Source organism: Halovulum dunhuangense (genome assembly GCF_013093415.1).
GTDB lineage: Bacteria > Pseudomonadota > Alphaproteobacteria > Rhodobacterales > Rhodobacteraceae > Halovulum > Halovulum dunhuangense.
Genome location: NZ_JABFBC010000001.1, coordinates 451896 through 467449 on the forward strand (window position 1 = coordinate 451896; position 15554 = coordinate 467449).

Consider the following 15554-nt stretch of genomic DNA (forward strand, 5'->3'; position numbering starts at 1 on the left):
GGATGATCGGCCCGCCGCCGGGCCGCAGCAACGGAAACGGACAGTTCATGCTCGGTCTCGGGACGCTCCAGAAGAAGGTCTTCGGCACGCCGAACGATCGCAAGGTGAAATCCATCCGGGGGATTGTCCAGCGCATCAACGCGCTGGAGCCCGAGTTCCAGAAGCTGACCGACGAGCAGATCCGCGGCAAGACCGACGAATTCCGCGCCCGCCTCGCCAAGGGCGAGACGCTTGACGACCTGCTGCCCGAGGCCTTTGCCAATGCCCGCGAGGCGGCGTTCCGCACGCTGGGCCTGCGCCCCTACGACGTGCAGCTGATGGGCGGCATCTTTCTCCACCAGGGCAACATCTCGGAGATGAAGACCGGCGAGGGCAAGACGCTCATGGCGACCCTGCCCGTGTATCTGAACGCGCTGACCGGGCGCGGCGTGCATGTTGTCACCGTGAACGACTACCTTGCGCGGCGCGACGCGCAGTGGATGGGGCAGGTCTACCAGGCGCTGGGCATGACCACCGGCGTGGTGGTGCCGCAGATGGCGCCGGACGCGAAGATGGCGGCCTATCGCTGCGACGTGATGTACGGGACCAACAGCGAATTCGGTTTCGACTACCTGCGCGACAACATGAAGACGGACCTGAAGGACGTCTTCCAGCGCGACCACTATTTCGCGATCGTGGACGAGGTGGACTCGATCCTGATCGACGAGGCGCGCACGCCGCTGATCATCTCGGGCCCGACCGAGGACCGCACCGATCTTTATGTCAAGATCGACGCCATCATTCCCGAGCTTCAGCCCGAGCATTACGAGATCGACGAGAAGGCGCGCCAGGCGACGCTGACCGAAGAGGGCAACGAATTCGTCGAGCAGCGGCTCCGCGCGGCGGGTCTTCTGGACGACGACGCATCGCTTTATGATCCGGAAAGCGCCTCGCTCGTGCACCACGTCAACCAGGGCCTGCGGGCGCACAAGCTGTTCCAGCGCGAAAAAGACTACATCGTGCGTGGCCAGGACGTGATGCTCATCGACGAGTTCACCGGCCGCATGATGGAGGGCCGCCGCCTGAGCCAGGGCCTGCACCAGGCGCTGGAGGCCAAGGAAGGCGTGCCGATCCAGCCCGAGAACGTGACGATGGCAAGCGTCACCTACCAGAACTATTTCCGGCTTTACGAAAAGCTGGCGGGCATGACCGGCACCGCGCAGACCGAGGCCGAGGAATTCCTGACCATCTATGGCCTTGGCGTGGTCGAGATCCCGACCAACCGGCCCATCGCCCGCGAGGATCTTGACGACCGCGTCTATCGTACGCAGCGCGAGAAATACGCCGCCGTGGTCGAGCGTATCAAGCAGGCCCATGAAAAGGGTCAGCCGATGCTGGTCGGCACCATCTCGATCGAGAAATCCGAGATGATCTCCGCCATGCTCAAGCAGGAAGGCATCCCGCACCAGGTGCTCAACGCCCGCTTCCACGAACAGGAGGCAGAGATCATCGCCAAGGCGGGGCTGCCGGGCGCCGTGACCATCGCGACCAACATGGCCGGCCGCGGTACCGACATCCAGCTGGGCGGCAACATGGACGCCGAGATCCAGCGCCGCATCGCCGAGGCCGGCGAGGATGGCGATCCGGTTGCCATCCGCGCCGAGGTCGAGCAGCAGATCGCCGAGGCCAAGAAGAAGGCGATCGATGCGGGCGGCCTGTTCGTGCTGGCCACCGAACGCCACGAAAGCCGCCGGATCGACAACCAGCTGCGGGGCCGTTCCGGCCGGCAGGGCGATCCGGGCAAGACGCTTTTCTATGTCAGCCTCGAGGATGACCTGATGCGCATCTTCGGGTCCGACCGGCTCGACGGCATGCTGAAGCGGCTGGGCATGGAGGAAGGCGAGGCCATCATCCATCCCTGGATCAACAAGGCGCTGGAAAAGGCGCAGAAAAAGGTCGAGGCGCGCAACTTCGACATCCGCAAGAACCTGCTGAAGTTCGATGACGTGATGAACGATCAGCGCAAGACCATCTTCGAGCAGCGCCGCGAGATCATGGAGGATGACGACGTCTCCGAAACGATCAAGGACATGCGCGACCAGGTGATCGACGACCTTGTCCACGAGCATATCCCGCCCAAGGCCTACCCCGACCAGTGGAACATGGAAGGGCTCTATGCCGAGGTGATGCGCGTCCTGAACCTCGATCTGCCGATCATCGCCTGGGGCGAGGAAGAAGGCGTGGACGACGAGGTGGTGCGCGAGCGCCTGGTTGCCGAGGCCGACAAGGCCGCCGCCGACAGGGTCGAGCGCTACGGTGCCGACACGATGCGGCGGGTGGAAAAGCAGCTGCTGCTGCAAACGATCGACACCAACTGGCGCGAGCACCTGGTGACGCTGGAGCATCTGCGCCAGGTCGTCAGCTTCCGCGGTTATGCCCAGCGCGATCCGCTGAACGAATACAAGACCGAGGCCTTCACCCTGTTCGAGCATCTGCTCAACCGCCTTCGGGTCGAGGTGACGCGCCAGCTGTCGCATGTGAAGCTGCTGACCCCCGAAGAGCAGCAGGCGCTTCTGGCCCAGATCCAGGAAAACCAGCGCCGCGCCGCCGCGCAGGCCGCGGGCACGGCGACGACAGCCGGTTCGGCCGCGGCCACCGAGCCAGCAGCCGAGGGCGAGACCGCGACCGACGAGCTGCCCGCCGAATGGGCCACGACCGGCCGCAACGAACCCTGCCCCTGCGGCTCGGGCAAGAAGTTCAAGCACTGCCACGGCAGTCTGCTCTGATGCCGGTTGGCGGTCGGCGACCGCCACCGCTGCATCGCCCAGGCATGCTGGACGGGCGGAACCCGGGCCGCTCGGCTGACCGCCAGGCTGCGACGGCGCGAATCTCCGGCACGCGCCTGCATCTCGGCGCTTGCCGATATCGCCGGGATTTGCGTCAAACTGGCCGGATTATCCCGCGCAAGCGGTCGAATCCACTTATTCCCGCCGCAGTTCTGCGCTACATATAGATATGTGACGAGTACGCGGTTCCACGTCTGGTGGCCTGTTGTGCGAAAGGCGCACAACGTTAACACCTGTGGATAACCACCTTACCTGTAAAGCGTTTTTCGCTATTCTGGCGTGGCTGGAATGTGTGTGGGAAGGAGGCATGCGTGAAACTCGACGATCGTGCCATGACGATTCTCACGGCGCTGCTGCTCCTTGTCGGGGTCGGCGCTGTCATGCAGGGCGGTGGCGGCCTTCTGGGCGGCGGCGCCTATCAGGCCAATTCCGACAACTTCACCCTGCGGGCCGGCCGGGTCCAGACGCTTGACGTCCTGCTGAACGACCTCGGCACCGACCGGATCGACCCCGCCAACCTGCGCGTGGCGCAGCAGCCTTCCTGCGGATCCGCGATCGTGATCGACGGCGCGATCCAGTATTCGGGCAGCGACGTCTGCTCGGGCAAGGCCAATTTCACCTATTGCGTGGCCGATGGCGAAGAGTGCCTGCCCACCATGGTCAACCTAACGCTGCTGCGGGTGGAAAACGACGCGGTCGCGACCGGGGGGGCGGGCGGCGCGCCGGTGTTCATCGACACCATCGCCCAGGCCGCCGCGCCACAGGATGCGGAACAGACGGCGCTGAAGCAGCCGATGCGTCTGACACTGCCCGCCAATGCCGAAGTCATCACGCCCTCGGCCGCGACCGAGGCCGTGCGCCGCATCGCGGGCGAGTCCTCGGGCACGGCGATCGAGGCCTCCGACGCCGCCGAAACCACCGTCATCGTTGCCAACACGGCCGCCCGTTCGGGGCGTGTCGCGTTCGAGACAGCGACGCTCGATGCCCCCGACATGGCGGCCGAAGGTGCGGGTGTGGTGATTGCCGCGCCGCGCACCGCCGAAAGCCCCCGCCCCTCTGCCGCTGCGCCGTCCGGCCTGGCCCTTGCCGCGCCGGGGCTGGCCCCGCAGGGCGGTGCCGGTTTCACCCCGCCGACGCCGGCCTCCCGCGCCGAGGAACCCGCCATCGCCACGGCGACCCCGCCCCTGTCGGCCCCTGAACCCGATACGACCGAGATCGCGCGCCTGCCGCAGCCGGAAGCCGCCGACGCCCCTGCGCCGGTCCTGTCCGATGCGATCGCCGCGCCCGGGAAACCGGCCCCGCAGGAGGAAGTCCTGGCAAGCGCCCCGGAAGCCCAGGTCGCCGAGCCCCAGGGCTTTGCCGCGCCGGCCGAACCGGCGGATGATGCGGGCGTGCTTGCAAGCCTGGCCCGGTCGAACACGGTCATCGGCGCCACGGTGTCGGCGGCCAAGGCGCTTTTTGCCCCCTCGACCCCGACCCCCCGCGAGACGGCCGTCGTGGATGGCCGGACCGCGCCGCGGCCGGACGGCATGGCCGCGGTCGCGACGCTCGGAACGCCGGGCGGATCGGCCGGTGCCCCCGTCGAAGCCCCGGCATTGCCGCAGGCAGGCGAGGCGCCGCGCCCGAGCAGCCTGCCGCAGAAGGTGGAATTCGCGGCGCTCGACAGCAGCGACGCCCCGTTCGAGCCGCGTATCCTGCGGCGCGAACAGGCAGCGCCGGCGCTTGACCTGCCACGCTACACCGCGGACCCGGCCGCCACGGCCGCCTGTGCCGTCGATCTGGCGCTTCAGGTGCAGATCGGGGCAGAGATCGTCGGTTCGGTATCCTCTCCCTGCCGTCCGGACAGCCCCTTCATCGTCGAGCATGAGGGCCTTGCCTTCACCGCGTTCACCGATGGCGACGGGGTCGCCAATTTCGTGGTTCCGGCGCTCGTGACCAACGCGACCGTGCGGGTCAGCTTTCCCGACGGTGCCGCAAGCGATGCCCGCGCCGTGGTCGAGGGGATGACCCGCATGACCCGTGTCGCGGTGGTCTGGGCCGATCCGGTGGATGTCGATCTGCACGCCAGCGAGTATGGCGCGGCCCGGGGCGCGGACGGCCATGTCTGGGCCGGAAACGCGCGGAACTACCGCCTGGCGCGGCGCAGCGGCGGCGGCTATCTGACCGCGCTCGGCCCGCTGGACGGCGACGGTATCCGCGCCGAGGTCTACACCCTGTTCGAGACGCTGCGCACCGAGGCCGGGGAAATCACCCTCGATCTGGTGCCTGTGGCCGACGCCTGCGCCGCCGAACCGGTCATCCGGGTCCAGCGCTCCGAAGGGGCAGAGATCGTGGCGACCACCGACATGTTCCTCGACGCCGTGACCTGCGGCACGCAGCAGCTTGCGGGGCCCGGCGCCGGCCTGTCCGCGATACGACTGGCGGGGCAGCGGTAGTTCCGGCCGCCCTGCCGCTAGAGCAGCCCCATCGCACGGAAGCTTGCGTGCCGCGCCTTGCCCACGACGATGTGGTCATGCAGCACGATGCCCAGCGCGTCGGCGGCATCGGCCACGCGCTGGGTCATCGTGATGTCGGCGGAACTCGGTTCCGGGTCGCCCGAGGGGTGATTGTGCACCAGGATCAGCGCCGAGGCGCCAAGTTCGAGCGCGCGCTTGACCACCTCCCGCGGATAGACCGGCACATGATCGACAGTGCCCTGGGCCTGCGCCTCGTCGGCGATCAGCACGTTCTTGCGGTCGAGGAACAGCACCCGGAACTGTTCCGTCTCGCGGTGGGCCATGGCGGTCTTGCAATAGGCCAGCAGCGCATCCCAGGACGACAGCACGTCGCGGCCAAGCACGCGCGCCTGCGCCAGCCGATGCGCCGCCGCCTCGACGATCTTCAGCTCCTGGATCACGGCCGCGCCGACGCCCTGCACCTCTGCCAGGCGGACGGCGGGGGCGGATATCGCATGGTTGAAATCCCCGAACCGCGCCAGCAGCGCCTTGGCCAGCGGTTTCACGTCGCGGCGCGGGATGGCCCGGAACAGCACCAGCTCCAGCAATTCGTAATCCGCCAGCGCCGCCGGGCCCCCGCGGTGGAACCGCTCGCGCAGCCGCGCGCGGTGCTGCGCGCCCTCTGCCTGTTCCGAGGCCGGGCCTGCCAGCGGCAGCAACGGTGCTTCGCCAAGATCGCGGGGGGGATGGGGCTTTCTCATGTGCGCAGTCTGCACATGGCCGCAGTTAACAGCCGATTAAGCCACTGGCATTCCAGCATCTGATCGGGGAAAACTCGGATCGAAGCAGCGACAGGGCAGGCATGGACTGGAGACCACCGCGACTGGTGCGCAACCTCGAGGACCGGATCACCGGTTTTCAGGTATTGGGAGAGCGCAGCTCCGGCACCAACTTCGTGACCCAGCTTCTGTCCCGCAACTTCGACGGCGTTCCCCGAAATCCCGCCTATGGCTGGAAGCACGGTTTCATCGACCGCCGGGTCGCCGCCACGGACGGGCTTCTGACCGTGCTGGTCTATCGCCACCCGCTGCGCTGGCTGCAATCGATCCACGCCCGCCCGCTGGATCTGAGCCGGTCCATGCACGGGCTCGGCTTCGCCGCCTTCATCCGCCACGAATGGCAGGGCGCCTTTCAGCGCGAGGATGGCACCGAAGAGCCCTCGACCGCCGACATGGAACCGAAGGCCCGGGTCAATTTCGCAAACGCCATGCGCCTGCGCGCGGCCAAGATCGGCTATTTCGAGGAAATGGCGGAAATGCCCGCCCGGATCGCCTATCTCCGCTACGAGGACGCCAACCGCGACCCGCGCCGCACGCTGAACGCGCTGGCCGAGGGGTTCGGCATCCCGCTCGGGCCCTACGCCCCGGTCGAGACGTTCAAGGGCATCACCCGCAGCCCCTATGTGCCCAAGCAGATGCCGCGCATCGCGCCGGGCGACCTTGCCTTCATCCGGCAGGAGCTGGACCTGGGCCTCGAACGGCGCATCGGCTACGACCTTGCCGACGTGCCGCGATTCGACGGCTTGCCCGGCTGGGATCCGCGCAGCCTCAGATCGCTTCTGCGGGCTGTGCGTCCCAGGTAGGGTGGAAACGGCCGGCGGGCGACAGGGTAAAGATTTCCACCCCGTCCTCGGTCACGCCCACCGAATGCTCGAACTGCGCCGAAAGCGACTTGTCCTTGGTCACCGCGGTCCAGTCGTCGGCCAGCACCTTGGTCTCGGGCCGGCCCAGGTTGATCATCGGCTCGATGGTGAAGAACATCCCCGGCTCAAGCCGCGGACCGGTCCCCGGGCGACCGTAATGCAGCACGTTGGGCGCGGCGTGGAAAACATGGCCCAGCCCGTGACCGCAGAAATCCCGCACCACCGAGGTGCGCTCTCCTTCCGCATAGCTCTGGATGGCGAAGCCGATATCGCCAAAGGTATTCCCCGGCTTCACCGCGGCGATCCCGCGCATCAGCGCCTCGTGGGTGATCTCGATCAGCCGCTCGGCCTTGCGGCTCAGCTTGCCCGCGACATACATCCGGCTCGTGTCGCCGTACCAGCCGTCCAGCACCACGGTCACGTCGATGTTCAGGATATCGCCGTCCTTGAGCCGCTTTTCCGACGGGATGCCGTGGCAGACGACGTGGTTGATCGAGATGCAGCTCGCGTGGCGATACCCCTTGTAGCCCACCGTCGCCGACACCGCGTCGCCATCCTTGACCATCTGGTGGATGATCGCGTCCAACTCCTGCGTCTCGACGCCCGGCACCACATGCGGGGCGATGCGGTCGAGGATATCCGCCGCAAGGCGACCCGCCTTGCGCATCCCCTCGAAATGCGCGGGTTCATAGATCCGGATGCCGTCCCGGTTCAGGCGGCCGGGGTTCACGATGTCCAAGGGCGCTCCATGCTGTTCGGGGCCATGAGGGCCGCCTATCGTCTGGCCTGCAATTTGGGAGAAACCGGCCCCGAGTTCAACCCGCCACCGCAACCGGCAGCGCCCGGTCCAGCCAGATGCCCTGCGTGGTGATCCGGGTCGCATGGCAGAGCATCTCGACGCCTGCCGCTCGCGCCCGGGCTGCCGCGGCCGCATAGAAGGGGTCGATGTCGCCTGCCAGCGCCAGCCGGTCGCAATCGGTGCGCTGCACGACGTACAGCATCACCGCCCGGTGGCCGGCTGCGACCATCGCCGCCAGGTCGTCCAGGTGCTTTGCCCCCCGCGCGGTCACGCTGTCGGGAAACTCGGCCAGCGTCCCGTCCCGGCGCAGATGGACGTTCTTCACCTCCAGGTAGCAGTCCGGCAGGCCCGGCGAACTCAGCAGGAAATCCACCCGGCTTCGTTCCCGGTAGCGGACCTCGGGGCGGAAGGCGGCATAGCCGGCGACCGCCGGGATGCGCCCGGCCGCCAGCGCCTCGGCCACCACGCGGTTCGGCACGCCGGTGTCGATCCCGGCCATGTGCCCGCCCGGCAGTTCCACCAGCTTCCAGGAATAGCGCAACTTGCGCGCCGGGTTCGTGGCCGGTTCCAGCCACACCGTCGCGCCGGGATCGGCCACGCCCAGCATCGCGCCGGGATTGGCGCAATGGGCCGTCGCCTCGCGCCCATCCTCCAGCGTGACGTCGGCCAGAAAGCGTTTATATCTGCGCAGCAGCCGGGCGCGGATCAGGGGGATGTCGAACTCCATGCCGATCGCGTAGCGTCATGGCGCGCAGGACACAAGAAACGGAGCGCATCGAAATGCCCAATCCCACCGCCGCCATGCTCGTCATCGGGGACGAGATCCTGTCGGGCCGTACCCGCGATTCGAACATGTACCACCTGGCCGGGCGGCTGACCGAAAAGGGGATCGACCTGAAGGAAGTGCGCGTCGTCTCGGACGACCGCGCCGCCATCGTGGCGGCAGTCAAGGCGCTGAGCGCGGCCCATGACCATGTCTTCACCTCGGGCGGGATCGGGCCGACCCATGACGACATCACCGCCGACTGCATCGCCGAGGCGTTCGGCGTCGGCATCGACGTGCGCGAGGATGCCCGCCGCATCCTTGCCAGCCACTACCCCGAGGGAGAGGCGGCGCTGACCCCCGCCCGCCTGCGCATGGCCCGGATCCCCGATGGCGCCGTGCTGATCGACAACCCGGTGTCAAAGGCGCCGGGTTTCGCCATCGGCAACGTGCATGTCATGGCGGGCGTGCCCAGCGTGTTCGAGGCGATGGTCGAAAGCGTGCTGCCGTTGCTGACCGGGGGGGCGCCGCTGATTTCGGAAAGCGTGCGCATCGACCGGGGCGAAAGCACCGTGGCGACCGAACTGGGCGACATCGCCGCCCGCTTCCCGCAGGTGTCCATCGGCTCCTACCCGTTTCAGCGCGACGGGCGCTACGGCACCAACATCGTTCTGCGCAGCGCCGACCGCGCGGCCCTCGATGCCGCCACCAACGACGTGCGGGCGCTGGTGGACTGACGCACCCGCGTTGTCACGCCCGCCCCGGGACGCTAGGAAGAGGCACCGGGCGGGCGTGATGGAACCGGTAGACATATCAGACTTAAAATCTGTGGGCCTTTTGGCCGTGTGGGTTCGAGTCCCACCGCCCGCACCAGCCGCCAGGCGCCTTGTGCGCCGATGATCGGGACGCTGTCGGTCCCGTCCGCCGCTCAGGCCGACAACTCGTTGCCGTGCGCGCCCCAGATCAGCTGCCGCAGCCCCAGCGCCGCGCCCGCGATGATCGCGGCAAACGTCACCGGCGCGCTGTAGGCCAGCAGCGAGAAGGCCGACAGCCCCTGCCCGATGCTGCACCCGACCGCCGTCACGCCGCCGGTGCCCATCAGGAACGCGCCGATCATCTGGCGGCGCAATTCGCGCGGATCCTCGCAGGCCTCCCAGCGGAACTGGCGCTTCATCAGCGACCCGAGAAACGCCCCCGTCGCGACCCCCACGACCGATCCGATGCCGAAATTCAGCGCCGCCCCCGAGGTGGTCATGGCGTAGATCAGCGTCTCGCCCAGGGGCCCGGAAAAGCTGTGGGTGGTCACGCGCACCGGCTCGAACCCGGTGCTGGAAATCCATTGCGTCCCGGCCCAGCCCGACACGATGGCAAGCCCGACCGCCACCGCCCAGGCCAGCTTGCGCCAATCCGCCCGGAACCGGGCCGAGGACAGCGCCAGCGCCAGCAGCAGCGCGCCTGCCACCACGCCGAACAGCGTCGGCGAAAGCCCCGTCGCCCGGCTTGCCAGATGGGCAAGGCCCGGAACCTCTGCGGCCAGTTCCTGCGGGAACAGCCAGACCCGCAGCATGCCCGTCGGGCCCGCGATCGCCATGTAGGCCGACACCGCCATCACCAGCAGGATCACGAAACTGCGCATGTCCCCGCCACCCGCGCGCGCCAGCGCGCCGTAGCCGCAATTGCCCGCCAGCGCCATTCCATAGCCGAACATCGCCCCGCCCACGATGCTGGCGATGGGGTTCCATGCCGGCATCAGGAAGATCGCCTCGCGCGGATCGAGCCGGCCCAGCCCCATCAGGGCGAAGCTGCCGATCATGGCCACGCCGATGGCAACCAGCCACATGCGCATCCGCCGGTCGTCGCTGCCGTAAAGCCAGTCCTCTATGGCGCCAAGGGTGCAGAACCGTCCCAGGCGGGCGGCAAGCCCCAGGACGACGCCGCCGGCCAGACCGATGAGCGCGGTCAGCTGACCGTCGGTGATCAGGTCCATCATTCCCTCCCGCCGGCCGCCCGGACCCTTCTAGCGGGGGTCCTTGTCGCGGCAGAACATGTCGTAGACGACCTCGATGATCCGCCTCGGCCGATCATCGGTCAAGCTGTAGTAGATCGCCTTTCCGTCGCGACGCGCCTTGACCAGGCCCTGAAGCCTGAGCCGCGCCAGCTGCTGCGAGACGGCCGCCTGCCGCGCGCCCAGGAACTGCTCCAGCTCGGTGACGGACTTCTCGCCGGTCAGCAGGTAGCACAGGATCAGCAGGCGGCTTTCCTGCCCCAGCGCCTTGAGGAATTCCGACGCGTCGGTCGCGGCAGAGACGATCTTCTCGATCTCGGCCTCGGACAGGTCGTCCGAAAGCACGGGAAGTGGCGCCAGCCCCTCCATCGTCAGAACGCGATCAGGTCGGCGATGGCCTCGATCCCGGCGCGGGCGCAGGCGTCGTCGGCCTCGGGGGTCGGCGCGCCGGAAATGCCGATCGCCGCGACGATCGACCCTTCGGCCGATTCGACCGGCACCCCGCCACCCAGCGGCAGCGCCTGGCTGATGTGGCGGATCCCGCCCGACACCGTCTCGGGCCGGGTGTTCTGGTCCAGCGTCACGGTATCGGTGCGGAAGCTGGCCGCCGTCCAGGCCTTGCGCATCGCCGTCTCGTGGACATGGGCGCCGGCAAAGCGATCCCTTAGAAAGATCTGCGGCACGCCCATCCGGTCCACCACGGCGACGCCGACCTGGAAACCCTCGGCGCGGCAATGCTCAAGTGCGGCCTGCGCCATCTCCAGCGCGACCTCGGGCTTCAGCATCTGGAAATCGACATAGGGGCTGTCGTCCTGTGCGAGTGCCGGGCCCCCTGCCGCCAGCATCAGCACCGCCGCAAGCATCGACGAACGGATCATCATCCTTCTCCCTCGTTGTTGTTGGGGGTCCGTGGCAGCTCGTCCACCAGCCGCGTCAGCAGACCCCAGAAGAAATCCTCGCCCGGATAGCCCTCGATCCGGCCGATCTCGGCGCCGTCATGCACCAGCACGAAGGTCGGCGTATAGACGATCCGCCCGATCTCGGGCAGGTCCGCGGGCATCGGGGCCGCGATCGACACCCGGCGCAGCGGCGCGCGCTCACCCTCCGCCGTCTTCGGATAGATCGGCCCGATCTCCTCGGTCCATTTCGCGCACCAATAGCAGCCCGGCGCGTCGAACATGACCAGCTCCTGCGCGCCCGCGAAAGCGGGGCCCAGGGCCAGGGCCGCCGCCAGGGCGGCGCGGGTCGTCAAGCGGCGCACGAACAATTCCTTTGACCTTTCACTTACGCAATATTTAATACGAATATGTTGTTCGATCAATCGAAGGATCAAGGTGCATGTTCGACATCTCCTATGCCGGGGCAGGATTCGCCGGCCTGCTGTCGTTCCTGTCGCCCTGCATCCTGCCCATCGTGCCGTTCTACCTCAGCTACATGGCGGGTGTCTCGATCAATCAGGCCAATGCCGACGGCACCCTGACGCCGGCCGTCCGCCGCAAGGCGATCCTCGGCGCGGTGTTCTTCGCCGCGGGCGTCATCACCATCTTCATGGGGCTCGGCGCCACCGCCAGCCTGTTCGGGCAGATGGTCCGCGAGTGGTTCACCGTGCTGAAATACGCCGCCGCCGCGATCATCTTCGCGATGGGGCTGCATTTCCTGGGCGTCATCCGCATCGGCATCCTCTATCGCCAGCTGCGCGCCGACAGCGCCGGATCGACCAGCTGGGGGCTTGTCGGCTCCTTCGTGATCGGCATGGCCTTCGCCTTCGGCTGGACACCCTGCGTGGGTCCGGTGCTGGCCGCGATCCTGTTCACCGCCGCGGCCGAGGAAAGCGCCCGGCAGGGGGCGATGCTGCTCTTCGTCTATGGCGCGGGCATGACGTTTCCCTTCATCCTGGCGGCGGCCTTCATCGGGCCCTTCATCCGGTTTTCCCAGCGCTTCCGCCGCCATCTCGGCTTGATCGAAAAGGGGATGGGGGTTTTCCTGATCCTGTTCGCGGTGCTGATCGCGACGGACAGCATCAACTACATCGCGCAATGGATGCTTTCCATCGCGCCCGACATCGGCGTCCTGCGTTAAGGACCAAGAGGGAGGAACTCATGCGAAAGATGCTTCTGGCGATCCCGCTTCTGCTGGCCTGGGCCGCGACCGCGCTTGCGGTCGAACTGGGCGATGACGGCCTGCACAAGACGCCCTGGATGCGCGACACCTTCAAGGATCTGCGCGAGGACCTGGCCGAGGCCAATGCCGAGGGCAAGCGCCTTGCGGTCATCATCGAACAGCGTGGCTGCATCTACTGCACCCGCATGCACGAGGAAGTGTTCCCCGTGCCCGAGATAGACGCCCTGCTGAACGAGAAGTTCTTCTTCGTCCAGATCAACATGTTCGGCGACATCGAGGTGACGGACTTCGACGGCGAGAGCCTGCCCGAGCGCGAGATCACCCGCAAATGGGGCGCGCTGTTCACGCCCACGCTGATGTTCTTCCCGGAATCGGTCGTGGACGGCGTGACCGCCCAGCAGGCCTCCGTCGCCACCATGCCGGGGGCCTTCGGCAAGGGCACGACCTACAACCTGCTCAACTGGGTGCTGGAGCATGGCTACGAGGGCGAGGAGAGCTTTCAGAAGTATCATGCCCGCAAACTTGCGGATTCCCCGGTCGGTGAATGAGGGCGCCGGCCGGCATATCATTAAATTCGTCGATGCGAATTTAATGATGGACAAATCTGCCGCACCGGCGGTACGCTCTCGCATACAAACAAGAGTCTGGGGAGGGATGGGATGAAGATCTGGCTCAGCGCCGCAATAGCCCTGGCAGGCGTCTCGGTGGCCGCCGCCGAGGTGATCGAGCCCACGGATGTAAGGTTCGAGAACGGGGCCATCATGGAATCGTTGACCGGCGTGCCCGGCGATCCGGCCGAGGGGCGCAAGGTGATGAACCGCGGCGCCGGCAACTGCATCGCCTGCCACGAGGTGTCCGCCCTGTCCGACCTGCCCTTCCATGGCGAGGTCGGCCCGCTGCTCGACGGTGTCGGCTCCCGCTGGACCGAGGCGGAACTGCGCGGGTTGGTGGCCAACCCCAAGATGATGTTCGAGGGAACGATCATGCCCGCCTTCTACAAGACCGAGGGGTTCATCCGTCCCGGCGAAGGCTATACTGCGAAGGCACCCGAGGGGCCGCTCAAGCCGATCCTCTCGGCGCAACAGATCGAAGACGTGGTCGCGTTCCTGATGACGCTGACCGACTGACACCGGAACCCGCAAGGAGACCCCAATGATCCTGACCAGACGTGCAATCATGCAGATCGGGGCGGGCGCGGCCGTGGCCGCCGGCCTGACCCCGTTCATGGCCTCGGCCAAGAAATATGACGATGCGCTCGCCGAATTCACCGGCGGCGCCGAGGTGATCGACGGCGAGATCGAGCTGACCACGCCCGAGATCGCCGAGAACGGCAACACCGTGCCCGTGTCGGTCGCGGCGCCCGGCGCGGCGATGATCGCCATCTTCGCCGACGGCAACCCCGAGGCCGAGGTCGCGGTGTTCACCTTCGGCCCGCTTGCCGGCTCGCAGGCCGCCTCGACCCGCATCCGGCTAGCGCAGACGCAGAACGTCATCGCGGTCGCGCAGATGGGCGATGGCAGCTTCCGCCGTGTCGCCCGCGAAGTGAAGGTCACCATCGGCGGCTGCGGCGGCTGATCCCAGGGACGTAAGGAGAAACATCATGGCAACCGGAGTTAAACCCCGCGTCCGCGCACCCAAGACCGCCACCCCAGGCGAGGTCGTGGTCCTCAAGACGCTGATCAGCCACCCGATGGAAAGCGGCCAGCGCCGCGATTCCGATGGCAACATCATCCCCCGCTCGATCATCAACCGCTTCACCTGCACCTATGGTGGCGAGACCGTGATCGAGATGGAACTGCACGGCGCGATCTCGACCAACCCCTACATCGAGTTCGAGGCGAAGGTGCCCGCCTCCGGCGAGTTCGTCTTCACCTGGTACGACGATGACGGCGACGTCTACGAAGAGCGCGCAGAGGTGACCGTCGCCTGACGGTCGCCACCACAACACAAGAACAATACCGGGAGGGACTGGCGTGAAACAGGGAACGAGGCTGCTGCTGGCCACTGCATCCATCGCGATCATGGCCACGGGCGCGGCGATGGCCGACGAGGATGCCGAGCTGGTGATCAACGGCGAGATCGAGATGATCGAGCGCACCACGCCGCCCGCCCATCTGGATGGCGCGCTGGGCGACACCATCATGTCGGGCTGGATCTTCCGCGAGGACGAGACCCAGGCCTTCCAGATGGACGACTTCGAGAACCCGGCGATGATCTACGTCGACAAGGCGATGGACATGTTCGAGACGGTGGACGGCGCCGCCGGCCAGGCCTGTTCTTCCTGCCACACGGACGTGGCCGAGTTCGAGGGGCTGCGCACCCAGCTGCCCCGCGTGAACGAGGCGACCGGCAAGCTCGAGACGATGGAGGATATCATCAACGGCTGCCGGACCGGGCGGATGCAGGCCGACGCCTGGAAATGGTCCAGCGAGGAAATGCAGTCCATGGTCTCGCTGATCGGTCTCCAATCCCGCGGCATGCCGATGGACGTGGCGATCGACGGCCCCGCCCAGAGCTTCTGGGAAGAGGGCAAGGAGATGTACTACACCCGCTACGGCCAGCTGGAACTGTCCTGCGCCAACTGCCACGAGGACAACTGGGGCAACATGATCCGGGCCGACCACCTGAGCCAGGGCATGACCAACGGTTTCCCGACCTATCGCCTCAGCGCGACGCGGCTGATCTCCCAGCACAACCGCTTCCGCGGCTGTATCCGCGACACGATGGCGGAAAGCTTTGCCGAAGGCTCGGACGAGTTCCGCGCCCTCGAGCTGTATGTCGCCTCGCGCGGCAACGGTCTGTCGGTGGAAACCCCGGCCGTCCGTCAGTAACGACAACCGGACCCCAGCCGGCCCCACCCTGCCCGGAGCGATCGCCGGGCAGGGCACGGGGAAGCTGTGTCCA

17 protein-coding genes and 1 tRNA gene are annotated in these 15554 nt (G+C 67.2%); 11 read left to right on the plus strand and 7 right to left on the minus strand.

Going from position 1 to position 15554, the window contains the following annotated elements:
- Positions 1-47: 47 nt before the first annotated feature.
- The gene (secA, locus tag HMH01_RS02180; RefSeq protein ID WP_171322035.1) at positions 48-2765 is read left to right on the plus strand and encodes a preprotein translocase subunit SecA; all 2718 of its coding nucleotides are present in this window, start codon (positions 48-50) and stop codon (positions 2763-2765) included.
- 371 nt (positions 2766-3136) lie between these two features.
- Positions 3137-5260, plus strand: coding sequence for a hypothetical protein (locus HMH01_RS02185; protein ID WP_171322037.1), 2124 nt, complete (start codon positions 3137-3139; stop codon positions 5258-5260).
- Positions 5261-5277: 17 nt separating this feature from the next.
- On the opposite strand, the gene radC is transcribed toward HMH01_RS02185, so the two are convergent.
- On the minus strand, positions 5278-6021 hold the full coding sequence (gene radC, locus HMH01_RS02190) for a RadC family protein (protein ID WP_171322038.1): 744 nt from the start codon (positions 6019-6021) through the stop codon (positions 5278-5280).
- Between the two features lie 101 nt (positions 6022-6122).
- Between radC and HMH01_RS02195 the strand changes: the two genes are divergently transcribed.
- Positions 6123-6902 (plus strand): hypothetical protein, encoded by a 780-nt coding sequence (locus HMH01_RS02195; protein WP_171322040.1) that lies wholly within the window; start codon positions 6123-6125, stop codon positions 6900-6902.
- Here HMH01_RS02195 and map read toward each other — a convergent pair.
- Both map and sfsA read right to left on the minus strand, forming a co-directional pair.
- On the minus strand, positions 6868-7701 hold the full coding sequence (gene map, locus HMH01_RS02200) for a type I methionyl aminopeptidase (RefSeq protein ID WP_246237257.1): 834 nt from the start codon (positions 7699-7701) through the stop codon (positions 6868-6870). The genes HMH01_RS02195 and map overlap by 35 nt on opposite strands.
- Before the next feature lie 76 nt (positions 7702-7777).
- Positions 7778-8488: a DNA/RNA nuclease SfsA gene (gene sfsA / locus HMH01_RS02205; protein WP_171322043.1), complete on the minus strand. Its 711-nt coding sequence runs from the start codon at positions 8486-8488 to the stop codon at positions 7778-7780.
- Between the two features lie 53 nt (positions 8489-8541).
- Between sfsA and HMH01_RS02210 the strand changes: the two genes are divergently transcribed.
- The gene (locus HMH01_RS02210; protein WP_171322045.1) at positions 8542-9261 is read left to right on the plus strand and encodes a competence/damage-inducible protein A; all 720 of its coding nucleotides are present in this window, start codon (positions 8542-8544) and stop codon (positions 9259-9261) included.
- A gap of 49 nt (positions 9262-9310) precedes the next feature.
- Positions 9311-9397 (plus strand) — tRNA-Leu (locus HMH01_RS02215).
- 55 nt (positions 9398-9452) lie between these two features.
- Here HMH01_RS02215 and HMH01_RS02220 read toward each other — a convergent pair.
- From HMH01_RS02220 to HMH01_RS02235, 4 genes are read right to left on the minus strand one after another with little or no spacing between them, the layout of a single operon-like run.
- Complete coding sequence (locus HMH01_RS02220; RefSeq protein WP_425483572.1) at positions 9453-10511, minus strand: YeeE/YedE family protein; 1059 nt, start codon at positions 10509-10511, stop codon at positions 9453-9455.
- Positions 10512-10541: 30 nt separating this feature from the next.
- Entirely contained in the window at positions 10542-10898 is a 357-nt protein-coding gene (locus tag HMH01_RS02225; RefSeq protein WP_171322048.1) for an ArsR/SmtB family transcription factor, read from the minus strand.
- Positions 10899-10900: 2 nt separating this feature from the next.
- The gene (locus HMH01_RS02230) at positions 10901-11407 is read right to left on the minus strand and encodes a GlcG/HbpS family heme-binding protein (protein ID WP_171322050.1); all 507 of its coding nucleotides are present in this window, start codon (positions 11405-11407) and stop codon (positions 10901-10903) included.
- Positions 11407-11790 carry a hypothetical protein gene (locus HMH01_RS02235; protein ID WP_343035122.1) on the minus strand — a complete coding sequence of 128 codons (384 nt, stop codon included), beginning with the start codon at positions 11788-11790 and terminating at the stop codon, positions 11407-11409. Before HMH01_RS02235 ends, HMH01_RS02230 begins: the two co-directional genes overlap by 1 nt.
- 77 nt (positions 11791-11867) lie before the next feature.
- On the opposite strand from HMH01_RS02235, the gene HMH01_RS02240 reads away from it, so the two are divergent.
- The 6 genes from HMH01_RS02240 (at position 11868) to soxA (ending at position 15481) form a co-directional block, all read left to right on the plus strand.
- Entirely contained in the window at positions 11868-12608 is a 741-nt protein-coding gene (locus tag HMH01_RS02240; protein ID WP_171322052.1) for a cytochrome c biogenesis CcdA family protein, read from the plus strand.
- A 20-nt stretch (positions 12609-12628) separates the two neighbouring features.
- Positions 12629-13198 (plus strand): thioredoxin family protein, encoded by a 570-nt coding sequence (locus HMH01_RS02245; RefSeq protein WP_171322054.1) that lies wholly within the window; start codon positions 12629-12631, stop codon positions 13196-13198.
- A 111-nt stretch (positions 13199-13309) separates the two neighbouring features.
- Positions 13310-13777, plus strand: coding sequence for a sulfur oxidation c-type cytochrome SoxX (gene soxX, locus HMH01_RS02250; RefSeq protein WP_171322056.1), 468 nt, complete (start codon positions 13310-13312; stop codon positions 13775-13777).
- Between the two features lie 25 nt (positions 13778-13802).
- Positions 13803-14225, plus strand: a complete 423-nt coding sequence (gene soxY / locus HMH01_RS02255; RefSeq protein ID WP_171322058.1) for a thiosulfate oxidation carrier protein SoxY — start codon at positions 13803-13805, stop codon at positions 14223-14225.
- A 25-nt stretch (positions 14226-14250) separates the two neighbouring features.
- The gene (gene soxZ, locus HMH01_RS02260; RefSeq protein WP_171322059.1) at positions 14251-14580 is read left to right on the plus strand and encodes a thiosulfate oxidation carrier complex protein SoxZ; all 330 of its coding nucleotides are present in this window, start codon (positions 14251-14253) and stop codon (positions 14578-14580) included.
- Between the two features lie 43 nt (positions 14581-14623).
- The gene (soxA, locus tag HMH01_RS02265) at positions 14624-15481 is read left to right on the plus strand and encodes a sulfur oxidation c-type cytochrome SoxA (protein ID WP_425483573.1); all 858 of its coding nucleotides are present in this window, start codon (positions 14624-14626) and stop codon (positions 15479-15481) included.
- The last annotated feature ends 73 nt before the right edge of the window (positions 15482-15554 follow it).

Bases quoted from the DNA above. Each gene is read 5' to 3' on its own strand.
- secA (WP_171322035.1), top strand. From the start codon at position 48: ATGCTCGGTCTCGGGACGCTCCAGAAGAAGGTCTTCGGCACGCCGAAC.
- radC (WP_171322038.1), bottom strand. From the start codon at position 6,021: ATGAGAAAGCCCCATCCCCCCCGCGATCTTGGCGAAGCACCGTTGCTG.
- HMH01_RS02195 (WP_171322040.1), top strand. From the start codon at position 6,123: ATGGACTGGAGACCACCGCGACTGGTGCGCAACCTCGAGGACCGGATC.
- sfsA (WP_171322043.1), bottom strand. From the start codon at position 8,488: ATGGAGTTCGACATCCCCCTGATCCGCGCCCGGCTGCTGCGCAGATAT.
- HMH01_RS02210 (WP_171322045.1), top strand. From the start codon at position 8,542: ATGCCCAATCCCACCGCCGCCATGCTCGTCATCGGGGACGAGATCCTG.
- HMH01_RS02220 (WP_425483572.1), bottom strand. From the start codon at position 10,511: ATGGACCTGATCACCGACGGTCAGCTGACCGCGCTCATCGGTCTGGCC.
- HMH01_RS02225 (WP_171322048.1), bottom strand. From the start codon at position 10,898: ATGGAGGGGCTGGCGCCACTTCCCGTGCTTTCGGACGACCTGTCCGAG.
- HMH01_RS02230 (WP_171322050.1), bottom strand. From the start codon at position 11,407: ATGATCCGTTCGTCGATGCTTGCGGCGGTGCTGATGCTGGCGGCAGGG.
- HMH01_RS02240 (WP_171322052.1), top strand. From the start codon at position 11,868: ATGTTCGACATCTCCTATGCCGGGGCAGGATTCGCCGGCCTGCTGTCG.
- HMH01_RS02245 (WP_171322054.1), top strand. From the start codon at position 12,629: ATGCGAAAGATGCTTCTGGCGATCCCGCTTCTGCTGGCCTGGGCCGCG.
- soxX (WP_171322056.1), top strand. From the start codon at position 13,310: ATGAAGATCTGGCTCAGCGCCGCAATAGCCCTGGCAGGCGTCTCGGTG.
- soxY (WP_171322058.1), top strand. From the start codon at position 13,803: ATGATCCTGACCAGACGTGCAATCATGCAGATCGGGGCGGGCGCGGCC.
- soxZ (WP_171322059.1), top strand. From the start codon at position 14,251: ATGGCAACCGGAGTTAAACCCCGCGTCCGCGCACCCAAGACCGCCACC.